Origin of the sequence: Streptomyces blastmyceticus, assembly GCF_039521185.1 — a bacterium.
Taxonomy (GTDB): Bacteria; Actinomycetota; Actinomycetes; order Streptomycetales; family Streptomycetaceae; genus Streptomyces; species Streptomyces blastmyceticus.
The window spans coordinates 117524-141620 of the sequence record NZ_BAAABW010000015.1; the positions used below are offsets into that span (position 1 = coordinate 117524).

Below are 24097 nucleotides of genomic sequence, written 5' to 3' on the forward strand. Positions count from 1 at the left end.
ATGATGACATGCGCGGGAATGCTTGTCAGCAGGTGATGACATGAGCGGTGCACCGCGGGCGGATGACGTTCCACCGGTGGGTCCACCGGCCGGTGGACTCCCTCGCGGGGCCGTCGTTTCTAGGGTTTTTGTCGGCAATCACGCCATATCGAACCCGAAGGGCGGCAGCATCATGACGAATCCCGCAGGCCGAGTGATCGTCGGAGTGAAAGGGTCACCGGACAGCCTCCCGGTGCTGCGACGCGCCCTGGACGAGGCCCGTCGGTACGGCGCGGAGCTGCACGCCGTGATCGCCTACCGGGTGCCCGAGGGCTCGGCCACCGGACCCTGCCTGCTGGGCGGGCCCGGGGCGATGGACGAGGAGCGCCGGACCGCGGCCCTCACCCTCCACCAGACGTGCCTGACGGCCCTCGGCGACTCCTTCGGCGGCGTCGACTTCACCGCGGTCGTGGCCCTCGGCCGGCCGGACACGGTGCTGGTGGACCACGCCGACCGGCAGGACGACATCCTGGTCATCGGCACGGGCTCGGCGGGCCTTCGCCCGCACCTGTTCGGCGGTTCGGTGGCCCGCGACTGCGTCCGGCACGCCCGGTGTCCGGTCCTGCTGGTGCCGCCCTCCGAACTGGCCCGCGAGTACCGCAAGGGGCTGCGCCGCTGGAACGGCTGGGTCAGGAGGCAGGCCGACGAGATCGCCTGCGCGGCCGTACGCCACGACATCAGCCGCCTCTGAGCGCCGATCCGAGCCGCCCGGCGCGGCCGGACCGTTCCACCGATCGGCTTCCGCGTTTCCCCCGGGCCCTCGCCCACCGGCCGGATCCCCACGGGCACACGCGGTCCGTAGCGTCGAGAGCACAGACCCGATGGCACCCCGAGGGGTGCCCCCGAGAAAGGTGCAAGGACATGTCGGAGATCGTGCAGCGCGTCGTCGTCGGCGTGAACGGCTCGGCGGGCAGCGTGGCGGCCCTCCGGCAGGCCGCGCAGGAGGCCGCCCGCCACGACGCCGTCCTGTGCCCGGTGATCGCCTGGACACCGCCGGGCGGAGAGGCGGCCGACGCCGTCAACCCCGCCCCCTCGGACGTCCGTGCCCACTGGGAGCGCGCGGCCCGGAACCGGCTGACGAAGACCTGCGACGACGCCCTCGACGCGGACACGCGCCGACGCCTGAAGATCTACCCCCGGATCGTCCGCGCCCAGGCGGGTCCGGCGCTGGTGGCGTGTTCCCGCCACGAGAACGACATGCTCGTGATGGGGGCGGGCAGCCACGGCCCCGTACACCGTTTCTTCCACGGCTCGGCGAGCCGGCACTGCCTCAAGCACGCCCACTGCCCGGTGCTCGTCGTCCACTCCGAGGAGACGGACGGGAAGGCCGTGGCGGACAGCGGGACGGAGTCCCGTCCTCGCCTTGTCCCGGCGGCCGGCCCGGCGCACCCCCAGCGCTGAGCAACGAGAACGCCGGGGCTCACTGCCCGGTGCCGCCCGCCAGCTTCCGCTCGTATCTCACCTCCGGGAAGGACCAGCTGTGGTCGATCACCTTGACCCCGAAGATGCGGAGTCGAGCGAAGAACGACCCGTTCAGCTCCAGCCCCGCGTAGAGCCCCCAGTCGGCCTTCACGTCCTTCGGGGGCGTGCCCTCGGCGGACCCGGTGGCCGTGGCCTTCAGATAGGGCATGGCGTCGGCCTCGACGCCGACCGAGCCGTACAGGCCCAGCCGGGTGTGGCTGCCGATGCCCGCCTTGGCGGTGGCCGCGCCCCGGATCCGGGCCGGGGTGCCCTGCATGGTCGGCTCGGGGCTCGTCAGCGCGGACCAGCCCTTGTCCGCGTCGTAGCGGGCGCCGACCTCCAGCCGCCCGTCGGTGCGCTGCTCGGCGTCGACCGTGATCTTCCCGTCGGCCGAGACGTCGTAGAAGTAGTCGACCTTGAGGTTGAGCACGATCGGCACCGGCCCCAGCCAGACGGTCTTGTCGACGTCGACCTCGGCGGCCGGGATGTGCAGCGGCTTGTGGCCGGTGTCGTACGAGGCGGAGCCCTCCGCGTGGACCTTGACCCCGGCGCCGTAGTCCGCGGCCACGCCGATCTCCGCCCTGGACGGGGCGTAGCCGTACCAGTGGGCCCGCTCGTAGGAGAACAGCATCTCGGGGTGCAGCTCCATCGACGCGGACAGCGCAGAGGAGTTGCCCTGTGTCGGCTTGACGCCGTCGGGCATGGGCACGTCCACGTCGAGCCGGATGCCCTGGCCGCCGGCCTGCCCGGCAGTGGCCTTCCCGCCGTTGGTGAGCGACTTGACCTTGAGGTCGGCGGCGGTCAGCGGAGTGCGGAGGTCGGCCTTGGCGTCGCCGAGCGCGTCGACCAGGTCCGCCGGTGCGGTGTCCACGGCCACCGAGCCGTCGGCGGCCGGCCGGGTGGCCACCACCTTCACCAGGGCACCGTGGGGCGCCACCGGGGTGGCCGGGCTCGCGATGACGTCCCCGGGACGCAACTGCGCTGCGGACGCTTGGCCGTTGGCCGCCTTGCCGGCGGACAGGACCGCGTGGCCGCCCGCCTCGTCGTACCCGGTCAGGCGGGTGTCGCCGACCGGTACGGCGGTGGCGGGGCCGTCCGCCCCGCCGCGGACGACGGTCACGGCGTCCTTGTCGGCCGGACCGTCCGCGGCCGTCAGGGCCGGTGGAATCCGGTCCGCCGGGCCGGGCCCGGCGGCCGCCGCCGGTATCGCGGACAGCGGGACGGCGATTCCCGTGACGAGAAGAGGTACGAGCAGATGACGGGCGCTGAACTTCATGGATTTCCCTCGCGGTGAAAGGCCGCATCCGGCCCGCGGCTTCAAAGGGCCGCGCGTTGACCCGATGACTCAACCCCGGTACGAGAACGAGTTCAAGGAGAATTCGTCCAAGGAGAGATAGGCACGTTCTATGGAGCCGAATCACGGCGCGGGAAATCTTTCCCTCCGCCAGCTGGAATACCTGGTGACCGTCGCCCGCGAGGGCCGGTTGACGCGGGCCGCCGAAAAGCTGCACGTGACCGAACCCACCATCTCCCAGCAATTGCGCGCCCTTGAGCGGACCATCGGCATGCCTCTCCTGGAGCGGCACCCGGACGGCGTCCGCCCGACCGGACCGGGCGAGGCGTTCCTGCCGTACGCCCGGTCGGCGCTGCGGTGCGCCAACGAGGCCGCCACGGCGGCGCGCGCGGCCGCCGCGGGCACCTGCCGGACCCTGCGGATCGGGACGGTGCGCGCGGGGCTGCCCGGGGTGCTGCTGCCGGGGGTCCGCCAGTGGGTGGCGTCCCGGCCGGGCACATCACTGACCCTGCGTCCGTTCGGCGACAGCCGGTCGCTCCAGGAGTCCGTGGCAGCGGGCACGGTGGACCTCGGGGTCGGACCGCGCCCGGTCGGCTGGACCGGGTCGATCCACACCGTCTGCACCGAGGAGTACGTGCTCGTGTGCGCCGACGACGACCCGCTGCGCGAGGGCGAGGCCCACTTGGAGGACCTGGCCGACCGGCACTGGATCGGCTACGGCGGCGTCGGCCGGAGCCTGGGGGACGTACTCGCCGACGCGTGCGGCGACCGCCGGTTCCGGCCGCGGGTCGCCCTGGAAGTGGCACAGGCGGAGGCCGCCGTGGCACCCGCGGCACAGGGCGTCGGGCTCGCGCTCGTACCGCGGGACGTGCTCGACGCGGAGCAGCGCCGGTCGGCCGTCCCCCTGGTCCCGCGGCTGCTGCGGGAGATCACGGTCTACACCGCTCCGCACCCGCCCGCTGATGCGGCCGCCTGCTCCGAGGCACTCGCCGCCGGGGCCCTGCCGTCACACACCTCTCAACGCTCCGGCGTTCCAGAAGCAGCAGGAGTTGATCGCGGCGTGGAAGGCCGGGCACCGGTCGGTCAGCGGAGGAACGGGTCGACGGCGACGGCGGTGAACAGCAGGGAGATATAGCTGATCGACCAGTGGAAGAGGCGCATCTCCTTCAACTTCGCGCCACGGAGGCCGGCTCCGGCCCGGGCGTGGAGCGCGTGGGCCTCCCGGAGCCAGCAGCCGCCGAGCCCGACCGCCGCGCAGGTGTAGAACCAGCCCACCAGGCCGAGCGGCCACAGCGAGAGGGACATGGCGACCATCAGCCAGCTGTACACCACGATCTGGCGGGTCACCACGGTGGTGCCGGCCACCACCGGGAGCATCGGTACACCCACGCGCTCGTAGTCGGCCCGGGTCTTCATGGACAGCGGCCAGTAGTGGGGCGGGGTCCAGAAGAAGACCACCAGGCAGAGTGCCACCGCCGTCCAGGACACCGAGTCCGTCACGGCCGACCAGCCGATCAGGACCGGCATGCCACCCGCGATGCCGCCCCAGACGATGTTCTGCGAGGTGCGCCGCTTGAGCAGCATGGTGTAGATCACCGTGTAGAAGAGCAGCGCGCCGAACGCGATCAGCGCCGAGAGCGGGTTGACCAGGAACCAGAGCCAGCCGACCGAGGCGAGGGCGAGCGCACTGGCGAAGACCAGGCACTCGCGCGGGGAGACCACCCCGGTGACCAGGGGCCGGCTCGCGGTGCGGTCCATCCGCGCGTCGATGTCCCGGTCGAGGTACATGTTGAACGCGCAGGCGCTGCCCGCGGACAGATAGCCGCCGGTGCAGGTGGCCAGCACCAGCGCCAGGTCGGGGACGCCCTGGGCGGCCAGGAACATCACGGGGATGGTGGTCACCAGCAGCAGCTCGATGATCCGCGGTTTGGTCAGCGCGACGAACGCGGCCACTCGGGCCGCGGAGGTCGGGCGATGCGGTACCGGGAGTTCGCCGGGGTGCGAGGGAGAGCCGGGGTCCGGCGGGGAGGCGTGCGCGGTCCTGTCGAGGACGGGATCCATGATGCGGAACCTTGCGGGGAGAACCTGGTGGCCCTGGCCGTCGTGCCGGGTCCCACAGCCGTCGAAGGGCGGTGGGCGGCAGGGAAATCGAGGCACAGCCACCCCGACCCGGGTTGCGTGGCGCAGTAGGTCGGACGCCCCGAAGCTATCACTGCCCGGAACGCGGCCGGAGACCTGCCCCGCCCGCTCCCCGACGCCGGCGCCGGGATAGGGGAATTCTATTTCCCTGTAGAAATTCACCACCAACCGCGCGCCTTTGCCGGGTCTTTGTGTTCCTTTCAGCAGCACGCACGGCACTGTGGCTGTGCGGAATAAGGAACCGCACATTCCAGACCGACCGAAAGTCCAGAGGTGACGATATGGCGAACTTCCGCATGGGAAAGAGAGGGCGCATTCTGCTCGTGGCCGCAGCGGCGGCCACGGCGGTGGGTGCCACCACCCTCCCCGCATCGGCTGCCGACGGCCCCACCGTGGCCGATGTCATGGCGAGCTGTGCCAGCGGCGACGACGTCAGCAGCTGCAATTTCACCAACCCGGAGATCCAGAAGGCGTATCTGGGGAATTTCCACCAGGTGTCGGACACGCTCTACAACTGCAGCACTTCGGATGCCACGCAGGGCCTGAGCTGGTCCGACAAGGTGGGGTCGACCGACTCGGCGGAGGTCTCGATCACCGCCGGCGGAAAGATCGCCGGACTTGTCGACCTCAGTGTCACCGCGAAGTACGGGCATTCCTGGACCACGGAGCATTCGGACGGCGGAAACATGGGCATGACCGTCAAGCCCGGTGAGGTCGGCTGGATTTCCCGGGCCCAGGTCATGCAGGAGGTCAAGGGGAAGTGGGATCTCTGGTACAAGCACACGCACTGGGGCCACTACAACTGGTACTGGAACGACACCGTCACCAGCCCCGCGCCCAATGACACGGACGGCGTCAAGAGCGCCGTGGTCATCAAGACCCGGCCGATGACCGATGCCGAAAAGGCGTCGTGCGGCTCCCAGAACGGGAAGGTGTTCCTCTCCCCGACCAAGGTGGAGGTCCCGAAGCAGGACAAGGCACCTCACGCTCCGGGCACGCCCACCCCGGGCACGAACGACACCCCGCCCGCGCAGGAGGCGAACGACAAAAAGCAGTGAGGTGAACCGCATCCCGAGCGAACACCCCACGCCCTGGGACACCGGCCGGTCCGGACGCAGCTGTCGACCGACACGCTGCGTCCGGCCGCGCCCGTCCCGACGGCCGACAGGTCCTCGGACGACCGGCGTCCACGGGCCGTACGGCTCACCGCCCGGCCGCCGCGCCCCCGCTCAGCGCGGGTTCCCCGACCCGGTGGGGTTCCTCCTGGCGCACCGCGCCCAGCCGGCGCAGGCCGGACAGCACGATCACGACGGCGCAGCCCGCGCAGCCGACGGGCACCACGAAGGCGGTGTGCGCGCCGAGCCGGTCGACGGCCCACCCGGCCAGCAGGGTTCCCAGGGACATCCCGACGCTGAGCCCGGACAGCAGCCATGTCAGACCCTCGTTGAGCCGTGCCGCCGGCACCAGCCGCTCCACCAGGCTGTTCGCGGTGATCATGCTGGGTGAGACGAAAACGCCCACCACCATCAGCACGACGGCGAGTTCGGGCAGGCTGCGGACGAACAGCAGCGGCACCGTGCACAGCGCCAGCGCTCCCATGCCGGCCAGCATCCGCACCGGCAGCCGGGAGTTGAGCCGTACGGCACCCGTCACCAGTCCGGCCAGGCAGCTGGTGGCGGCGAGGCAGGCGAGGGCGACGGACGCCTCGGACTTGTGTCCTTGTTCGGCGGCGAAGGCGACGCAGGTGAGGTCGAAACCGCCGAAGACGCAGCCCAGGGCGGCGAAGGTGAGTGTCAGGGTCCGCAGGCCCGGGTTCCCGAGCACCGACGGGCCGTGAGCGGTGTCCCGCTCGGCCGGGGCCGGTTCTGTGCGGCGCTGCGAGGTGACGGCGACCGTGCCCACCAGGGCGAAGGCCATCGCGCACAGCACCCCCGCCTCGGGGAGGACGGCCGTGGCCAGGGTGAGGGCGAGGATCGGGCCGATCATGAAGGTCATTTCGTCGGCCACCGACTCGACGGAGAAGGCGGTGTGGAGCCTCGGGCCGTTCCGGTACATCGCGGTCCACCGCGCGCGGAGCATGCCGCCGATGTTGGGTATCGCCCCGGCGGCGATCACACATGGAAAGTCCGCCCACGGCGTGCTGCCCGTACCGCTGCACACCACGAGCCCGGTGAGCCCGAGCAGTGCCACCGCCAGGGCGGGGTGGGCGGCCCGGCGCTGGCCGTGGCGGTCGATGCACCTGGCCACCATCGGGCCGAGCACGGCGATGGACACCGAGAAGACGGCGCAGACGGCACCGGCGAGCGCGTAGTCACCGGTCCGCTGGGAGAGCATGCCCACGATCCCCAGGCCGACCATCGCCCGGGGCGCGCGGGCGAGCAGACCGGCCGCGGCGAGCGGCTTGGCTCCGGGCGTGGCGAAGAGGTCGCGGTACGAGCCGAGCACGGATAACTCCCAGGGATTTCAGGCAGGGTGACGCCGCATCAGGATGTGCGGATGCGCGGATGACGTGCCACTCACGCCCGATGGGCGGCGGCAGAGGGCGTACGGCGGCGCCGACGGGTCCGATGACATCGGCGCCGCTCTCACCCCATGCTGCACCGGGGTTCCAGGGGGCGTGCGGGTCCGGACAGCCGAAGGGGCGGATGACGTGCGGCCCTCCGATCGGTGGAGAGGGCGTCCACCACCGGGTGGACCGAACGAGGGATCCACCGCGGGGAGCCGCATACCTAGCGTGGAAGACGTCAGACTCACCCGCTGCGGCGGGACCGCACGGGATCGGAAAGGAAAAGGAAATGCAGAACTCAGTACGGCGTGTCGTGGTCGGGGTGGACGGTTCGGCAGGAAGCATCGCCGCGCTGCGGCAGGCCGCGGGAGAAGCCCGCCGCCATCACGCCGAACTGCGCCCGGTCCTCGTCTACTCCTCCCCCCAGGGTGACTACATCGACATGATGTGGCCGCCGGACCCGGAGATGGCACGGGAACTGGCACACCAGGCACACGATGACCTGATGTGCGCCTGCGAGCGCGCCGGCGGCCTGCCGGACGACGTGCCCTGCGACCCGGTGGTGGCCCGCGGACAGGTGGGCCCGCTGCTGGTGGAGGCCGCGGCCGAGGACGGCGACCTGCTCGTGGTGGGCGGTGGCTCGCAGAGTGCGGTGCACCGCTTCCTGATGGGCTCGGTGAGCCGCTACTGCCTGCGGCACGCCCCCGGGCCGGTGCTGGTCATACCTCCGGAGGACTCCGTCGCCCCCGAGGAGACCGCGGCCCCGGCCGCCTCCGCCGGCTCGCCGGACGACAGCACCGCACCCCGAGGGGCGTGGCTGAAGCGGGCCTGGTCCGACGGCCCCCTGCACAGCGTCCATCACCTGTGATGCGTGCGGGACGCCCACTTCTGCCGCAGAACACGTGGAGCGGGGTCTGTCTCGCCCTCTTCCTGGTCGGGATCGGCCTGATCGTCTTCGGCATCTGCGCGACGCCCTCGCCCTCTCCGCCTCCCCCCGGCCCCGCCTCCGTCGCCTCGGCGCCCTCCTCGCCCGGCCCGGCCGCCGCGCCCATGGGCCGCTCCGAGCCGGTGCGGCTGGCCATCCCCTCGCTCGGCGTCTCGGCGCCCGTCATGCCGCTCGGCCTGGAGGCGGACGGCACCGTCGAGGTGCCGCCGATCGAACGCGACGCCCCGGCGGGCTGGTACAACGGCTCGCCGACGCCCGGCGAGGCCGGCGCGTCGGTCGTCCTCGGCCATTCCACCGTGGGCCGGTTCGGCAAGGGCGTGCTCTTCGACGCCGGCCGGCTGGAGCCCGGCGCCCGCGTCGACGTGACCCGGGCCGACGGCAGCACGGCGGAGTTCACCGTCCGCGAGGTGCGCGAGTACACCAAGGCCGGCTTCCCGGCCGACAAGGTCTACCAGGGCTCCGACGCACCGGAGTTGCGCCTGGTCACCTGTGGTGGACCGCGCGACGCCGACCACGGCTACCGCGACAACATCGTCGTGTACGCCGCCCTGACCGGCCACCGGGCCGACCGGTGACGGCGGACCACCGGTCGGGGGACGGCACGGCACCCCATCCGTCCCCCACCCGCCCGACACCGCCACCGCGCGTCCTCGCCCAGGGTTGAAGAAACACCAACTCCCCGATGTCGAACGAAGGATGTCGATCCCCATGCGCAACGCTCTCCTCGTCGCCGGCCCCGCGCTCGCCCTGTGCGGCGCCGTGGCCCTGACACCCGTCGCCTTCGCCTCCACTCCCGACCCGGGCGGCTCGCCCTCCCCCACCCACAGCAGCAGCCCGGGGCCCGTCGTGGGCGCCGCCCGGATCAGCGTGAGCCCCAGTGAGGCACGCACCGGACAGACCGTGCAGATCAGCGGTTCCTGCGCGCCCTACCCGGGGGCGACCGTGAAGTCGGTCGCCTCGCAGGCGGGCCAGGTGACGCTCACCGACCACGACCCCCAGCACATCCGGGGCCGGCTGCACATCACCGCGGGAGCGGGCACGTACCAGGTGAATCTGGTGTGCAGCAACGGCAAGGCCGCCGCCACACTCAAGGTGGACGCCGCACCGGCGCCTCGCCACCACGGCGGAGGCTCCACGACGGGCAACAGCACCCCCGCCACCACGCCCTCCCAGCACCAGGGCACGGTCCCGAAGGGAGCTCCCCGCACCGGTGAGTCCGGCGTGAGCGGAGTGAACGAGGACGCGGCCCTCGCAGGTGTCGGCGCGGCCGGTGCCGCCGCCATGGCGGGAGCGATTCTCGTGGCCGCCCGCCGGAACCACGAGCACGACAGCAGGTGAGCGCCGCTCAGCCCGGACCCATGACAGCGCTGCGCCCCGCGGGGCGCAGCGCTGTCATGGGTCCGGGTTGCGGGTGCCCGGCCATCACTTAGAGTGATCACGTGATCGCATCCCGACCGCGTACGGCATGGCGTCCTCCCTGGATCCCGCGATGACGATCGGCAACCCACTGAAGTGGCTGCTGCGACAGCCCGACGGCCCGCAGCAGCTGCGGCGCGCGCTCTGGGCCGCCCTGGCCGGACTCGGGGCCTTCTACGCGCTGCGGTACGGCTTCGAGCAGCCGGACATGGCGCTCTACGCCCTGTTCGGCGCCGTCCCCCTGACCCTGTTTTCCCAGATCCCGGGCACCGCCCGGCAGCGCACCCGCACGCTCCTCGCGGTGCTGCCGGTCGGCCTGGTCCTCGTCACCGCCGGAACCCTGCTCGCCGCGCACTCCTGGAGCGCCGCCTGCGGCATGTTCGTCGTGACCTTCGTGACCTCCTACCTCGGTGTCGGCGGCCCGGGCCTCGGCGGACTTGCCACGTCCTTCCAGCTCTACTACCTGCTCCCCTGCTTCCCGCCGTACGCCCCCGAGACGCTCGGCCACCGGCTGACCGGGCTGGCCGCCGGCATCCTGCTCAGCGCCCTCGTCGACCGGCTGCTGTGGGCGGGCCCGCGACCGGCCCCGTACCGGCTCCTGCTCGCCGACGCGGTGGAGGCGATGGCCGACTACTGCGCCACGGTGGGGCGCCTCACAGCCGGGGATGCCACCGACATGTCGCACGACCAGGGGCAGGTGGCGCGAACACTGCTCGCCACCCGGATGTCCCAAGTGGCGCCGCCCGAGCGGCCCACCGCGGCGTCGCTGCGCGACCGCGCCCTCTACGACACCCGCGCGACCCTGCGGCACGTCGGCAACCAGCTGGACCGGCTGGCCGCACGGGCCCACAACCCGGATCCCCCCACCGCCCGGCTGCTGGAGCAGACCGCGACGGCCCTTCGGCAGGCGGCACACACCCTGCGTACGGAGGATCCGGCGCCCGCCGCGGCCGACGCCCTGGCCGAGGCGGTGGACGTCTTCGCCGCCGAGCGCACCCGGATCGTCGTCGGCGCCTCGGCCCGGCAGCTGCGGCAGCACGCCATCGCCATCGGCACGGCCGAAGCCACCCTGCTCGTCACCGAAGGCGCCCGGATCGCCTTCGGCGCGCCGCTCGGCGCCCGGTGGCGCCACCCCGGCGGGCCGTTCCGGTACGCGACACTGAGCGCGCCCACCCGCTGGTGGCTGCGGCTGCGGGTCCATCTGACGCCGCGCTCGGTGCTCCTGCAGAACGCCCTGCGCAGCGCCGTCGCCCTGGCCGGTGCCCGGCTGGTCGTCGGCGCCCTCGACCTGCCGCACGGTTTCTGGGTGCTGCTCGCGACGCTGAGCCTGCTGCGCACCTCGGCCTCGGATACGCGGGGCGCGCTCCTGCCCGCTTTCCTCGGAACGGCCCTGGGCGCGGCCGTCGCGGCAGTGCTGGTCATCGCCGTCGGCGATGTCCCCGCCTTCTACATCGCGGTGGCCCCCGTCGTTCTCGTCCTCGGCTTCGGCGTGGGCCCTGTGCTCGGCCCCGCCTGGGTGCAGGGTGCTCTGACCATCACCCTCGTCGTGGTCTTCGCCCAGATCGAACCGCCGGAGCTGCAGATCCCCACCTGGCGGTTCCTGGACGTCGTGATCGGAGGTTCCCTCGGCGCGGCCGCCAGCCTGCTCGCCTGGCCCCGGGGAGCCCAGGGCGAACTGCGGTGCTCGGTAGCCGACTTCATGGAACTCGGCGCGCAGGGCGTCACGGCCGTCACCGGCCGGCTGAGCCACCATCGCGCCGACGGCACCACCGTGCTCGGCCCGGCCCGGCGCGCGATGCAGCTGGCCCAGGCGGCCTACGCCCAGCACCGCACCGAGCGAGCCTCACCGCAGGGCACCGAACCACCCTGGGAACTGGCGATGGCACCGGGCTACAGCGCCATCGGCGGCGGAGAACTCCTGCTCTCCGGCCACAGCCGCGACACCACTCCCCTGCCCCCGGAGGCCGCACGCCAACTGGCCGCCCTGGCCGAACGCGTGGCGGACGGCTACCGGCGTTCGGCCGAGGCCGTCCGCCGTGGCGGAGCAGTCGCGCCCGAGGACCCGGGCCCCTACCGGGCCGATGAATCAGGGCCGTTGAGTGCCGTCACCCGGAACTCGACGGACGCCCCCGCCTCCGCCGTGCTGCTCGTCGCCGACCTCGAATCCTGGCTCACCGGCATCAGGTACGACACGGCCGAGTTCGACCGGGCATACAGCGGCGGCCGTACGTGACGGCGGGCCGTCACCGGTCCACGTGGGCGTACGGCAGCCGCACCTCCACCGTGGTCGAGCGGCCCGGCGCGCTGTCCACCGAGAAACGGCCTCCGGCGCTCTCGACCCGTACGTAGTGGCTGGCCAGACCGATGTGTCCGGCGCGCAGTCGCTGTTGGATGATCTCCTTGTCGAAGCCCTTGCCGTCGTCGCGCACGATCAGCACGGTGTCGTTCTCCTCGCGGGCCAGGGACACCCAGACGTGCTTCGCCCCGGCGTGCTTCACCACGTTGTTCAGGAGCTCCCGCGCGGTCGAGTAGAGCAGGACCTCGCCCGGCACCCGGCCGGTCAGCCGCAGGTCGTAGTGGACGGTGAAGCCGCCCCGGCGGGCGAGGCGCTCGCCGACGGCCTCCAGCGCGGCAGCGAGCCCCGCCGCCTGGAGCACCTGGGGGTGGAGGTCGAAGGTGACGTCACGGATCTCCCGGACCGTCCTGCGCACCTCGTTCTCGGCCCGGGTCAGGGCGGGCGCCGCGGCCTCGGCCTCGACGTCCTCCAGGTCGTGCAGCGCGGCCAGCAGGTTCTGGATCGCGCTGTCGTGCAGGGCCTCGGCGAGCTCCGCGCGCTCCCGGCCCTCGGCGGCCAGGGCGTCGCGCAGGAGCAGCTCGCGGTTGTCCAGCAGGGCGGAGACCCGTTCGCTGCGCCGCCGCAGCAGGTCGGCGATCAGGACACTCACGCCCACGTCCCACAGGAGGAACGCCTCGTCCGCCACGACCTGCCAGAACCGGGGGGTGAGGTCGCCGAGAAGGTAGTCGAAGGAATTGGCCGTGTAGGCGACGAGGCACAGGCCGCCCAGCTTGGCGGTCACCTGCGGCAGCTGCCACAGGATGCTGGTCATCGGCAGCAGGTAGAAGGCGTAGCGGGCCTGCGAATCCGGTCCTCCCGAGAGCACCGAAAGCGCCGCTACGGCCACCACGTCGACGACCGCGGCGCTCATCGCGCCGTGTGCCCCGGCGAGTGCGTGCCGGTACACACTGGACAGGCGTGCCGTGGCCCAGGCGACGTACAGCGCGAGCACGACGTAGTACCAGTGGCCGGCGACCGGCGACTGGATGCCGGTCAGCACCAGCAGGATCATCGTCGGCAGCCGGAGCCAGGCGGCATAGCGCGTCGTCAGCTCGACCACGCCGTCCATCTGCTGCTGGCGCCAGCGAGTCGCCATCGCGCACCGTCCGAACTGCCCCGTACGGGTCCGGTGAAGGGTCACAGAAGCGGATCAACCAGACCTTATCCGACGTTTCCGTCCCCCACCCGGGGGAAGTGCCCGGCCGGGGGGCGTGTCGGCGGCATGCCGGGCCGTCCCGCGCGACAGCCTCGGTGACCGGTGCTCGAAAGCCGTCCGGCTCGGAGGTGTCATGGACGCCATTGTGATCGCCCTCATGGCCGCGATGGCCGTCCTCATCATCAGGAAGCCCCGCGATCCGCACATCTGGTACCTCTGGGGGATCTCGCTCGTGCTGGTCGTCGGCTGGTGGATGTTCCACGAGGTGTTCACGCCCGGCGTGACCGAGGTGACGCTGTGAGTCTCCAGATTCCCCGTTCGGTCCAGCGGGATCTCAGCCTCGCCGGGTACTGGGGTGCGGTTGTTTTCGTCTTCGCCTACTGCATGGTGCTGCTCTGCGCGTTCCTGCTGCAGTTCGCCTCCTCGGAGCTGCCGTGCGTGCTGTGCATGCTGCAGCGCATGGCCATGATCTTCACCTGCATGGGGCCCGTCTACATCATCAGCCGGACGGCGCACGGGGAGATGTCCGTGACCAACTTCGCCCGGGGCTACGGCTACACCCTCATCGGGGCCGTGATCGGCATGCTGATGTCGCTGCGGCAGCTCACGAACCGCGGAGCCCCTCTCGACCCCGGTTACGGCAGCGCCGTCCTGGGGCTGCACGCCTACACCTGGGCGTTCGTCAGCTTCGCGATCGTGGTGCTCTGGTCCGGCGTCAACATGCTCTTCGCGGTCGAGCTCTCGCCCCCGCGGCAGCTCCCGCTCGGCGTGGTCCCCAAGCTCGTCCTCGGCCTCTTCCTCGTACTGATCGCGGCCAATGTGGTGTCCGTCTTCTTCGAGGTGGGTTTCCACTGGAAGCTCCCGCACCTCCCGACCCGTTACGAGCTGCTGTACGACCTCGGGATCAAGTAGCCGCCCGTACCGCCACCGCACAACCACCGGAAGGAAATGCGCATGCGCCTGCGAGTCGTCGCTGCCGCTGTGGCCGGAGTCCTGGCGTGCGGTGCGTGCTCGACCACCGCCGAGAGGATGAACGGCGTCGCGGCCAACCTCGCCGGTGACGGTGTCGGGGACGTGACCTTGAGGAAAGCGGGCGTGGAGCTCAAGGGCGGGCTCTCCTGCACCGCCACCCCTCAGGTCCGCCACCAGGGCTGGCTCGCGTTCGAATGCACGTCCACGACGCCCGACGGCAAGGCCGTGCGCCTGGCCGGGTCGGTCACGGATGCCGTCAACGACGACGAGGGCAAGGGCACGACCAGGGGCGATTTCACCGGAACCGTCGACGGACACGAAGTCCTGAGGACCCACTGCCTCGGCTCCTGCGCCTGAGGGAACGCGCTCGCGGCGAACCGTACGCGGGGCGGCTTTCCGGCGGCCTGCCCTCCGATCGGGGGATGGCTTTTCACCCGATTTCTCATTCATTAGGCCGATACGCGGCCATGCGGGATCTCCCTAACGTGGGTCGCCACATTGCCGTACAGCGGATTCCTGGGAGAGGTGGACGACATGTCTCGGACGGTGAAGCGTGTGATCGTCGGCGTGGACGGCTCGGCGGGCAGCGTGGCCGCCCTCAAGCAGGGCGCGCAGGAGGCGGCCCGCCATGACGCGGCCCTGTGTCCGGTGCTGGCCTGGATGCCGCCGGGAGGGGAGGCGGCAGACGCCCTCTTCCCCGCGCCGGCCGACATCCGCGCGCACTGGGAGGCCAGGGCCCGCAAGGCTCTGACCAAGACGTGCGAGAGCGCGCTCGGCGCCGAGCCGTTCAACCGGAGGGTGGCTCCGATGCTCATCCGGGCGGAGCCGGGACCGGCGCTGGTGGCCAGCGCCCGCCACGACACGGACATGCTGGTGCTCGGGGCCGGCAGTCACGGTCTGTGGCACCGGTTCCTCCACGGCTCGGTCAGCCGCCACTGCCTCAGGCACGCCCGCGGGCCCGTCATGGTCGTCCACCCCGACGAGACGGACGCGTGGGACGCCCGCGGGGCGGCGAGGGCACCGCGGAGGCACCCGCCCGTCGTGGTGCCGGTCGGCCCGACGGACACGTGGATCAGGTCGACGGACCCCGGCCGCGAGGACTGAGACCCGGCCCGGCCCGACGATGGCCGGGTCAGGTGTGCTCCACGACAGCATGTGTGATGCACTGACCGGCCTGGCCGGCCGTCACCCTCAGGTCCTCCCATGCCGCGGCGCCCGGTTCCCCGCTCCAGCCGAGCTCCGCGTAGGGGCGTGGCGCGCGCTGTCCGCGTACCCGCATGAACTCCACCCGCGCCACCGCGGTCCCTGTAGCGCCGCCCCGGCCGTCCGCGACGAGACGCACCAACAGGTCGTGGCCGTAAGGGCTGTCGAGCGGGGCGACGAGCACGCCGCCAGGTTTGAGCTGCCGCAGCCAGGCAGGGGGGATGCGGCGCACCGAGGCGGTGGAGACGATGCGGTCGTACGGCCCGCCGTCGGCGTGACCCTCCTCGCCGTCGCCCACGATGAAGCCGGGGGTCGTGCCGAGGGCGCGCAGGCGGTCCCTGGCCCGGTTGGCGAGGTGGGGGTCGATCTCCATCGTGGTCACCGAGGCTGCGCCGGTGCGGTGGGCCAGGAGCGCTGTGGTGTAGCCGGTGCCGGTGCCGACCTCCAGGACGCTCTCGCCGGGTTCGGGCGCGAGGTGGCGCAGCAGTTCGACCACGACGCCGGGTGAGGAGATGCTGGAGGTGAACGCGCCGACGGCCGGGGCGGTGGGGGCCACCGTTCCGTCGTCGATCTGCGTGATGAGCGCGACCCCGGGCAGATAGACCGCCTTGAGCCAGGCCCGTGGCCGTACGTTCCGGTCGATCAGGGCGTAGCGGCCGTCGTCGCCGGGGGCGGGCCACCACACGCGGTCCGGCACGAAGTGTTCCCGTGGCACGTCGAGGAACGCCTGGTGGAGCCAGGAGCAGTCGGCGAATCCGCGGGGGCCGCGGCTCATCTCCCAGGCACAGCGCGCGCGCAGGCCCTTCGCGGTCATCACCATCGTGCGGCCGTCTTCTAGTCGTCCTCGATGTCGGTGTCGTCCGGTTCGGGCATCGGATTGCCCGGGTCGCCGGGGCTGGAGTAGGGTCCGCCGACCTGTCCGTCCCCCGACTGCCGGTCGTTTCCGGTCATTGCTGTCCTCCCGCCCTGAGGGTGCTGGATCGGGCTGGTTCCCACCCTAGACACGAAGTCGGTTGCCCGGCAGGCGGTTTGGGGGATGCGCGGGCGGGCGAGTGCGCCTCAGCCGTCGCGCCGTTCCCGGAAGATCCGGTCGAGGTGGTGGTTCAGGATGCCGGCCGCGGACTCGGGGCCGCACCGGCCGACCAGGACGCCGGTGCCGAGCCCCGCGGACATGGCGAGCAGGCTGACGGCTTCCGTGCGCGCGTCCAGGTCGGGGCCGGTGAGCCCGGCGTCCTTCGCCTTCTGGAGCAGTCCGGCCACGGCGTCCTCGGCGGCGTTGGGGTTGTCGATAAAGGGCTGCGCGGCGAGCGACTCGTCCGTGACGGCCAGTACGGCGTACGAGGTGTAGAGGAGGTGGAAGCGGCGGCTCTCCTCGTCGGTCGGGAGCGCGGCCGTCAGCAGTGCCTCGATCACCGCGCGGGGGCCCGGGTCGTCCCCGACGGCCGCGACCCGGGCGGTGACGCGCTCGCCGAAGCCGCGGGCCAGGTGGTGCAGCCCGTGGAGGAGCAGCTTCTCCTTGGTCTGGAAGTAGTACTGCACCAGGCGCAGCGACACCCCGGCCTCCGCGGCCACGTCGCGCATCCCCACGGCGTGCAGTCCGCGCCGTCCGGCGACCCGTATGAGTGCCTCGGCGATCTCGGCGCGTCGTACGTCGTGGTCCACGCGCTTGGGCATCGTCGCGTCTCCGCTCGTCGGTTCCTGGTGTTCCGGGCCCTGCCGGGCAGCCTTCACGGTACGCCCGTATCACCATCATGGTGGGTGTACGGCAAGCGCAGCCTTCTCGTGCACCCGCGGCGGCAGGCGGAGCGCGTCCCGCGTCTCGTACCGGGCGCTCGCGCCGAGATCGTCGCGGACACCGGCCACGGCCCGCAGATCGACCATGCGGAGCAGGTCGACGCACGCATACTGGGCTTCATGGGATCCATCGGCCGACCGGCAGCGAGGCCGTTCACGGGTCCGGGTGCCCGCATCCTTGGAGCGCTGAGGAGCAGATGAGCAGCCATCCCGCCGACGCACCGGCTCCCCCGCCGGACGGCGCCCGTAACGGGCCGGCCGTCTCCCGGCGGGAGTTCGACGCGCTCTTCGGGACGGTCCGTACGTGGGACCGCTGGGCGCCCGCCGACCGCGGGGCCTGGAACCGGGTGACCGCGGGGCACGTCCGGCGGGCCGCCTCCCTGGTCCGGTCCGGGACCGTCGTCCCGCTGGGGCGGCCGTGGGACACCACGCCCGCCCCGGACAACACCAAGCCCGCCCTGCACTACATGTCCGACCTCGGCGACGTCGAGGCCCCCGAGCCCTCCACCCACAAGGACTTCATCGGCGTCGACTACCACGGCAAGGGCGTCAGCCATCTGGACGCGCTCTCCCACATCGCCTACCGCGGGCGGCTCTACGGCGGCGGCGCGGCGCGGGAGCTCGTCGGCGCGGGAGGTGCCCGCTTCGGTGATGTCTCGGCGCTCGGCCCCCTGGTGACCAAGGGGGTGCTCCTCGATCTGCCCGCCGTGCTGGGGAAGCCCTGGCTGGAGCCCGGGCAGGCCGTGCACGCCGCGGACGTCCTCGCCGCGGAGACGGCGCTCGACGTGGAGATCGGCGAGGGCGACGCGGTGCTGCTGCGCGTCGGCCGGTTCCGCCGCCGCCGGGAGCTGGGCCCCTGGGACGCCGACGCGGCGAGCGCGGGCTTCCATGTGGACGCCGTGCCGCTGCTGGCCGAACGCGGCATCGCCCTGCTCGGCGGCGACGGCGACAGCGACGTACGGCCCTCGCCGGTCGAGGGCCTGCATTCCCCGGTCCACGCGCTCGCCGTCGCCGCGATGGGCGTGCCGCTGCTGGACAACCTCGACCTCGAAGCGCTCTCCGCCGCCGGGGCCGGGACGGGCCGTTACGAGTTCCTGCTCGTCGTGGCCCCCCTCGACATCCCGGGCGGTACGGGCTCGCCCGTCAATCCGGTCGCGGTGCTGTGACGGCGTAAACACCCGGAAACAGAGACGCACGGTACCCGCAGGGCACCTCTCAGCGATCGATACCGTTATGTCGGCAAAGTTCTAAAATGGAGCGACAGTGCAGCCGCTCCGACGTACGGGTGGTCATGGGCGCACGCACCGACGAGGGAAGTGGTCCGGATGGGGCTCGTGGCAGAAGGCATCGGCCCCGTGCTCGCCCGTGAGCAGTTCCTCGACGGCGGGTCGGTCGAGGCGGCCGTGCGAAGCCCGATCCTCAGTTCGTGGCAGCGCTGCCAGTCACTGGGGCTCTCACCCGACGGGTGCGAACTTCCCTACACCCAGGACCTCGATCTGGACGGCCGCCTCGTCCGCGCGGCCGGGCCCGTACTGGACCGGCTGGAGTCCATGTTCGCGGGCCGGAACATGAACGTGTCCCTCGCCGACGAGCACGGGGCGGTGCTGCAACGCCGTTTCGGCGAACCCTCGATGGTCAGGCACCTGGCCCCGATCCAGAGCGTGCCGGGCTTCGTGTTCGCCGAGAAGTTCGGCGGGACCAACGGCATCGGCCTGGCACTGGCCGAGCGGCGGCTCATCAACATCTACGGCGCCGAGCACTTCGCCGAACGCTCTCAGTCCAACGCGTGTGCGGCGATTCCCGTCCGGGATCTGCTCAACGGGCGCATCGAGGGAGTCCTCTGCCTCGGCTACCCCTACACCGACGCGGACGCCTCGCTGGACATCGTGATCCGCAGGGCGGCCGAGGCCATCGAACGGCGGCTGCTGGGACAGAGTTCGGCGAGGGAGCGCGCGTTGCTGCGGGCGTACGTCGACGCGCGGCGCCGCATGCCGGCCGACGACGGGCAGCCGGGCGAGCTCGCCGCGAGCGGGCTGGACTGGCACGACCAGATGATCCTCAAGGAGAAGGCCACCGAGCTGATCTCCTCGGCCCAGCGAGCCGCCGTCGAGGTGCCCCTGCCCGGCGACCGCCGGGTCACCCTGCTGAGCCGCCCGGTGACAAGCTCCTCCGGGGTGGAGGGCATCGCCATCGAGGCGGTCCTCGCCTCGCGGCACCAGCGCCTCACCGTCCCCACCGAACCCCACGCGTCCGAGGCCCGCACACCGCACGACCTCATAGAGCACCGGCCCCTCGCCCACGTCGTCCCGCCGCCCGGCACCGCACCCGCCCGCGGCGGCGCGCCGGCTCACGGACCCGGCGTCACCGAACGCCCCGTCGGCGGCGCCACCAGCGGGCTGGTGCTGGTGGGCGAGCCGGGGGTGGGGAAGTACGCCGTGGCGGCCCGGCGCCGCCTGGAGCTGCTGTCCGAGGCCAGCACCCGCATCGGCACCACCCTGGACGTGAGCCGCACCGCCCGGGAACTCGCCGAGATGGCCGTACCGGGCCTGGCCGACTTCGTCACCATCGACCTGCCCGAGGCGGTGCTGCGCGGCGACGAGCCGACCGACCCCTGCAAGGACCTGCACCGCACGGTGGTCCACGGCATTCGCGACGACTACCCCTTCTACCCCGTCGGCGAGCGGATCGACCTCCGGCCGATCACGCCCCAGCTCCGCTGTCTGACCAGCGGGCACACCGTACTGGAGCCCGACTTGCGGACCGCCTCCGGCTGGATCGCCCAGGACCCCGTGGCCGCCCAGCGCCTGCTCGCCCTCGACGTCCACTCCCTCATCGCCGTCCCGCTCCTCGCCCGCGGCATCGCCCTGGGCATAGCGAGCTTCTACCGCTCGCGGGACCCCGCCCCCTTCGGCGACGACGACCGTTCGCTGGCCCAGGAACTCACCACGCGCGCCGCCATCTGCATCGACAACGCCCGCCGTTACACCCGCGAACACGCCATGGTCCTCGCTCTGCAGCGCAGCCTGCTGCCGCAGGGCTTCCCCGAGCAGAACGCCGTCGAGGTCGCGCACCGCTATATGCCGGCCGAGTCCGGGGTCGGCGGGGACTGGTTCGACGTCATCCCCCTCTCCAGCACCCGCGTCGCCCTCGTCGTCGGGGACGTCGTCGGCCACGGGCTGCACGCCGCCGCCACCATGGGCCGACTGCGCACCGCCGCGCGCAACTTCGCCGAGCTGGACCTGCCCCCGGACGAGGTCCTCACCCACCTCGACAACCTCGTGGGGCGCCTGGACCGGGAGGAGGGCGGCGACGACCCCTCCGCGTGCAGCGCCGGCATCATCGGCGCCACCTGTCTGTACGTCATCTACGACCCCACGTCGCAGCAGTGCACCATGGCCCGGGCCGGCCACCCGCCGCCCGCGCTGGTCCTCCCCGACGGCACCGTCACCTTCCCCGACCTGCCCGCCGGGCCGCCGCTGGGACTGGGCGGCCTCCCCTTCGAAACCGCCGAGTTCGACCTTCCCGAAGGCAGCCAGCTGGTCCTCTACACCGACGGGCTCATCGAGGACCGCCACCGCGACTTCGACACGGCCCTGGAGCAGCTGCGCCGGGCCCTGGCCCACCCGAACCGCCCGCCCGAGGACACCTGCCGGGCGGTTCTCCGGACCGTGGTCCCCGACCACCCCGCCGACGACATCGCCCTGCTCGTCGCCCGCACCCATACCCTGGACGCCCACCGGATCGCCACCTGGGACCTGCCCGCCGACCCGGCGCTCGTCTCCTCCCTGCGCGCCGCCGTCACCCGGCGGCTGACCGAATGGGGGCTGGAGGAGATCGGCTTCGCGACCGAGCTGCTGCTCAGCGAGCTGGTCACCAACGCCATCCGGTACGGCACCGGCCCCATTCAGGTGCGCCTGCTCTACGACCGCACGCTGACCTGCGAGGTCTCCGACGCCAGCAGCACCGCCCCGCACCTGCGCCACGCGGCCACCACCGACGAGGGCGGCCGCGGCCTCTTCCTCGTCGCGCAGCTCTCCCAGTCCTGGGGCACCCGCTACACCGCCGACGGCAAGGTCATCTGGGCCGAGTGCGCTCTGGAGGTGCCGGGAGGGAAGCCCGACGCCGTCGAGGCGGCCTTCGACTTCGACGACATTCCGGCAATCTGACGGACCGTCCGGCGTCATGGCCGACCGGACCGTAGCATGACGGGAATGCACCAGCTTGTCCTGACCGGTCCCGGAGAAGTCTGTGCGCGACACTCCTGAAATCAGCCCTCTCCCAGGCCCGAAACCTCTCGTCCGCGTGCGCGGTCTCGGCAAGCGGTTCGGCGGCACGACCGCACTCGACGCGGTCGACCTCGACATCGACTCGGGCAGCGTCCTGGCCCTGCTCGGCCCCAACGGCGCCGGGAAGTCCACCCTCATCAAGGTGCTCGCGGGCGTCCACCGCGCCGACGAGGGCGAAGTGACCGTCGCCGGGCATCCGCTCGGCACCGAGGCAGCCTCCCGTGCCATGTCCTTCATCCACCAGGACCTGGGGCTGGTCGGGTGGATGACGGTCGCCGAGAACATCGCCCTGGGCGCCGGATACCCGCGCCGCGCGGGGCTCGTGTCCTGGCGGCGGACCCGCCGGCAGTGCGCCGAGGCCCTGGCCGTCGTCGCCGCACACCTCGACCCGGACGCCGTCGTCGCCGACCTCACGCGAGCCGAACGCTCCCTGGTGGCCATCGCCCGCGCGCTGTGCACGCGAGCCGGGGTCATCGTCCTGGACGAGCCGACCGCCAGCCTCCCGGCCGCGGACTGCGCCCGGCTCTTCGACGTCCTGCACACCCTGCGCGACCACGGGCGCGCCATCGTCTTCGTCACCCACCGGCTCGACGAGGTGTACAAGGTCGCCGACACCTTCGCCGTCCTGCGCGACGGCCGCCTCGTCAGCCACGGCCCGCTCGCCGGCCACGGGCCCGCCCGGCTGGTGCGCGACATCGTGGGCCACGACCCGGGCGGCCACCACCGCCCGGCCGCCCCCGCCGCAGGGCCCGCCGTCCTCGGCCTCGACGGCGTACGGACCGAGAACACCGGACCGGTCAGCCTCCGCCTGCACGCCGGAGAGATCCTCGGCATGGTGGGTCTCACCGGCGCCGGACACATGGAGCTCGGCCGCGCACTCGCCGGCTCCCGGCCGCTCCTCGGCGGCCGGGCCCTGCTGGAGGGCCGCCCGTACCGGCCGGGCACGGTCATGGCCGCCGTCGACGCCGGCGTCGGCTTCGTGACCAGCAACCGGCAGGAGGAGGGCTGCGCCGCCGAACTGACCGTACGGGAGAACTTCCTGGCCAACCCCCGCGCGAGCGGGCTGCGGGGCACCCACTGGATGAGCCCGCGGCGCGAGCGCGCCGAGGCCACCGCCCTGATCGAGCGGTTCTCGGTGCACCCCCGGGACAGCGAAGTGCCCATCGCCACCCTGTCCGGAGGAAACCAGCAGAAGGTCATGATCGGCCGCTGGCTCGGGCCGAGCCGGACCCTGCTGATCCTGGAGGAACCGACCGCCGGAGTCGACATCGGCGCCAAGGCCACAATCCACCGCCTGCTCCGGGACGCGCTCGCCGAGGGGCTCGCCGCCCTGCTCATCTCCACCGACTTCGAGGAGGTCGCCGACGTGTGCCACCGGGCGCTGGTGTTCGTCCGCGGGGCCGTGACGGAGGAGCTGAGCGGCGAAGCCCTCACCGTCACCGAACTCACCCGCGCCGCCTCGGCCATGCCTCCCCTGACCGGAACGCCGGGACGATGACCCCCTCACCCCCACCGGCCCGTTCGCTCCGCTCCCTGCTGGACCACCGGTTCGGTCACCTCATCGGCGCCTACGGCCTCCTGGCCCTGACCGCCCTGCTGTTCCTCGCCTTCTCCATCACGCTGCCGGACACGTTCCCCACCCTGGACAACATCTCCGCCGTCCTGTCCAACCAGTCGATTCCCGCCCTCCTCGCGCTCGGCGCGACGATCCCCATCGCCACCGGCAAGTTCGACCTGTCGATCGGCTACGGCCTCGGCCTCGCGCACGTCATGACGATGCATCTCGTCGTCACCCAAGGGTGGTCCTGGCCCCTCGCCTGCCTCGTGGTGGTCCTCGGCGGGGCGGTCGTCGGCGCCGTCAACGGCGCCGTCGTCGAATTCGCGAGGATCGACTCCTTCATCGCCACCCTGGGGACCGGCAGCATCATGTACGCCTTCACCGGCTGGATCACCGACGGGGCCCGGATCGTCCCCGGCCCGCACGGCCTGCCCGCCGCCTTCACCGACCTCTACGACTCCAGGTTCCTCGGCCTGCCCGTATCCGCCTTCTACGTCCTCGCGCTCACGGCGGTGCTGTGGCTGCTCCTGGAACGGCTGCCGCTCGGCCGGTACCTGTACGTCATCGGCTCCAACTCCCGCGCCGCCGAGCTGGTGGGCATCCCCTCCCGGCGCTACGTCGTCCACGCCTTCGTCGGATCGGGCCTCGTCGTCGGCGCAGCCGGTGTCCTGCTCGCCGCGCAGCAGCAGATCGGCAACCCCAGCGTCGGCATGGACCACCTGCTTCCCGCCTTCGTCGGCGCGCTGCTCGGCTCCACCACGATCAGACCCGGCCGCGCGAACGCCCTGGGCACCCTCGTCGCCGTCACCCTCCTCGCCATCGGCCTCGCCGGAATCGGCCAGCTCGGCGCCCAGTTCTGGGTCACGCCGCTCTTCAACGGCACCACCCTGATCGTCGCCGTCGGCCTGGCCGGCTACGCCGCTCGCCGACAGTTGCGCCGACGCCGGACGGCTTCCACCCGCCCCCGTCACCCCGCGTCCCACTGACCCCTT

Annotated in this window: 22 protein-coding genes; 16 read left to right on the forward strand and 6 right to left on the reverse strand. The window is 72.3% G+C overall.

Annotated elements, in window-relative coordinates:
* The first annotated feature begins 172 nt into the window (after positions 1 to 172).
* Together ABD269_RS13185 and ABD269_RS13190 are read left to right on the forward strand one after the other, a co-directional pair.
* Positions 173 to 730 carry a universal stress protein gene (locus tag ABD269_RS13185; protein WP_344118026.1) on the forward strand — a complete coding sequence of 186 codons (558 nt, stop codon included), beginning with the start codon at positions 173 to 175 and terminating at the stop codon, positions 728 to 730.
* Positions 731 to 900: 170 nt separating this feature from the next.
* Complete coding sequence (locus ABD269_RS13190; RefSeq protein WP_344118027.1) at positions 901 to 1440, forward strand: universal stress protein; 540 nt, start codon at positions 901 to 903, stop codon at positions 1438 to 1440.
* Between the two features lie 19 nt (positions 1441 to 1459).
* On the opposite strand, the gene ABD269_RS13195 is transcribed toward ABD269_RS13190, so the two are convergent.
* Positions 1460 to 2776: a hypothetical protein gene (locus ABD269_RS13195; RefSeq protein ID WP_344118028.1), complete on the reverse strand. Its 1317-nt coding sequence runs from the start codon at positions 2774 to 2776 to the stop codon at positions 1460 to 1462.
* 130 nt (positions 2777 to 2906) lie between these two features.
* Here ABD269_RS13195 and ABD269_RS13200 point away from each other — a divergent pair, with 130 nt between their 5' ends.
* A complete protein-coding gene (locus tag ABD269_RS13200; protein WP_344118029.1) occupies positions 2907 to 3929 on the forward strand; it encodes a LysR family transcriptional regulator in 1023 nt (340 codons plus the stop codon).
* On the opposite strand, the gene ABD269_RS13205 is transcribed toward ABD269_RS13200, so the two are convergent.
* On the reverse strand, positions 3878 to 4855 hold the full coding sequence (locus ABD269_RS13205; protein ID WP_344118030.1) for a heme o synthase: 978 nt from the start codon (positions 4853 to 4855) through the stop codon (positions 3878 to 3880). The two genes, ABD269_RS13200 and ABD269_RS13205, sit on opposite strands and share 52 nt — an antisense overlap.
* A 359-nt stretch (positions 4856 to 5214) precedes the next feature.
* On the opposite strand from ABD269_RS13205, the gene ABD269_RS13210 reads away from it, so the two are divergent.
* Positions 5215 to 5991 carry a hypothetical protein gene (locus ABD269_RS13210; protein WP_344118031.1) on the forward strand — a complete coding sequence of 259 codons (777 nt, stop codon included), beginning with the start codon at positions 5215 to 5217 and terminating at the stop codon, positions 5989 to 5991.
* A 145-nt stretch (positions 5992 to 6136) separates the two neighbouring features.
* On the opposite strand, the gene ABD269_RS13215 is transcribed toward ABD269_RS13210, so the two are convergent.
* The gene (locus ABD269_RS13215) at positions 6137 to 7378 is read right to left on the reverse strand and encodes an MFS transporter (RefSeq protein ID WP_344118032.1); all 1242 of its coding nucleotides are present in this window, start codon (positions 7376 to 7378) and stop codon (positions 6137 to 6139) included.
* Positions 7379 to 7728: 350 nt separating this feature from the next.
* Here ABD269_RS13215 and ABD269_RS13220 point away from each other — a divergent pair, with 350 nt between their 5' ends.
* The 4 genes from ABD269_RS13220 (at position 7729) to ABD269_RS13235 (ending at position 12034) form a co-directional block, all read left to right on the forward strand.
* Positions 7729 to 8307 carry a universal stress protein gene (locus tag ABD269_RS13220; protein ID WP_344118033.1) on the forward strand — a complete coding sequence of 193 codons (579 nt, stop codon included), beginning with the start codon at positions 7729 to 7731 and terminating at the stop codon, positions 8305 to 8307.
* The gene (locus tag ABD269_RS13225; RefSeq protein WP_344118034.1) at positions 8307 to 8960 is read left to right on the forward strand and encodes a class F sortase; all 654 of its coding nucleotides are present in this window, start codon (positions 8307 to 8309) and stop codon (positions 8958 to 8960) included. The genes ABD269_RS13220 and ABD269_RS13225 overlap by 1 nt, the downstream gene beginning before the upstream one ends.
* Positions 8961 to 9093: 133 nt before the next feature.
* Complete coding sequence (locus ABD269_RS13230; protein ID WP_344118035.1) at positions 9094 to 9723, forward strand: hypothetical protein; 630 nt, start codon at positions 9094 to 9096, stop codon at positions 9721 to 9723.
* Between the two features lie 127 nt (positions 9724 to 9850).
* Positions 9851 to 12034, forward strand: a complete 2184-nt coding sequence (locus ABD269_RS13235; RefSeq protein ID WP_344118036.1) for an FUSC family protein — start codon at positions 9851 to 9853, stop codon at positions 12032 to 12034.
* 10 nt (positions 12035 to 12044) lie between these two features.
* On the opposite strand, the gene ABD269_RS13240 is transcribed toward ABD269_RS13235, so the two are convergent.
* The gene (locus tag ABD269_RS13240; RefSeq protein ID WP_301890172.1) at positions 12045 to 13232 is read right to left on the reverse strand and encodes a sensor histidine kinase; all 1188 of its coding nucleotides are present in this window, start codon (positions 13230 to 13232) and stop codon (positions 12045 to 12047) included.
* A 193-nt stretch (positions 13233 to 13425) separates the two neighbouring features.
* Here ABD269_RS13240 and ABD269_RS13245 point away from each other — a divergent pair, with 193 nt between their 5' ends.
* From ABD269_RS13245 to ABD269_RS13260, 4 genes are all read left to right on the forward strand, one after another.
* Positions 13426 to 13593, forward strand: coding sequence for a hypothetical protein (locus tag ABD269_RS13245; RefSeq protein ID WP_162890058.1), 168 nt, complete (start codon positions 13426 to 13428; stop codon positions 13591 to 13593).
* Positions 13590 to 14204, forward strand: coding sequence for a disulfide bond formation protein B (locus ABD269_RS13250; RefSeq protein WP_344118037.1), 615 nt, complete (start codon positions 13590 to 13592; stop codon positions 14202 to 14204). The genes ABD269_RS13245 and ABD269_RS13250 overlap by 4 nt, the downstream gene beginning before the upstream one ends.
* Positions 14205 to 14246: 42 nt before the next feature.
* Complete coding sequence (locus tag ABD269_RS13255) at positions 14247 to 14621, forward strand: hypothetical protein (protein WP_344118038.1); 375 nt, start codon at positions 14247 to 14249, stop codon at positions 14619 to 14621.
* Positions 14622 to 14798: 177 nt separating this feature from the next.
* A complete protein-coding gene (locus ABD269_RS13260) occupies positions 14799 to 15368 on the forward strand; it encodes a universal stress protein (protein ID WP_344118039.1) in 570 nt (189 codons plus the stop codon).
* A gap of 28 nt (positions 15369 to 15396) precedes the next feature.
* Here ABD269_RS13260 and ABD269_RS13265 read toward each other — a convergent pair whose 3' ends face one another.
* Together ABD269_RS13265 and ABD269_RS13270 are read right to left on the reverse strand one after the other, a co-directional pair.
* The gene (locus tag ABD269_RS13265; protein ID WP_344118041.1) at positions 15397 to 16281 is read right to left on the reverse strand and encodes a methyltransferase domain-containing protein; all 885 of its coding nucleotides are present in this window, start codon (positions 16279 to 16281) and stop codon (positions 15397 to 15399) included.
* A 245-nt stretch (positions 16282 to 16526) separates the two neighbouring features.
* Positions 16527 to 17141, reverse strand: coding sequence for a TetR/AcrR family transcriptional regulator (locus tag ABD269_RS13270; RefSeq protein WP_344118042.1), 615 nt, complete (start codon positions 17139 to 17141; stop codon positions 16527 to 16529).
* A 317-nt stretch (positions 17142 to 17458) separates the two neighbouring features.
* On the opposite strand from ABD269_RS13270, the gene ABD269_RS13275 reads away from it, so the two are divergent.
* The 4 genes from ABD269_RS13275 (at position 17459) to ABD269_RS13290 (ending at position 24091) form a co-directional block, all read left to right on the forward strand.
* Complete coding sequence (locus ABD269_RS13275) at positions 17459 to 18427, forward strand: cyclase family protein (protein ID WP_344118043.1); 969 nt, start codon at positions 17459 to 17461, stop codon at positions 18425 to 18427.
* Positions 18428 to 18586: 159 nt separating this feature from the next.
* Entirely contained in the window at positions 18587 to 21427 is a 2841-nt protein-coding gene (locus ABD269_RS13280; RefSeq protein ID WP_344118044.1) for a SpoIIE family protein phosphatase, read from the forward strand.
* Positions 21428 to 21509: 82 nt separating this feature from the next.
* The gene (locus ABD269_RS13285) at positions 21510 to 23045 is read left to right on the forward strand and encodes a sugar ABC transporter ATP-binding protein (protein WP_344118045.1); all 1536 of its coding nucleotides are present in this window, start codon (positions 21510 to 21512) and stop codon (positions 23043 to 23045) included.
* Positions 23042 to 24091, forward strand: coding sequence for an ABC transporter permease (locus ABD269_RS13290; protein WP_344118047.1), 1050 nt, complete (start codon positions 23042 to 23044; stop codon positions 24089 to 24091). The genes ABD269_RS13285 and ABD269_RS13290 overlap by 4 nt, the downstream gene beginning before the upstream one ends.
* The last annotated feature ends 6 nt before the right edge of the window (positions 24092 to 24097 follow it).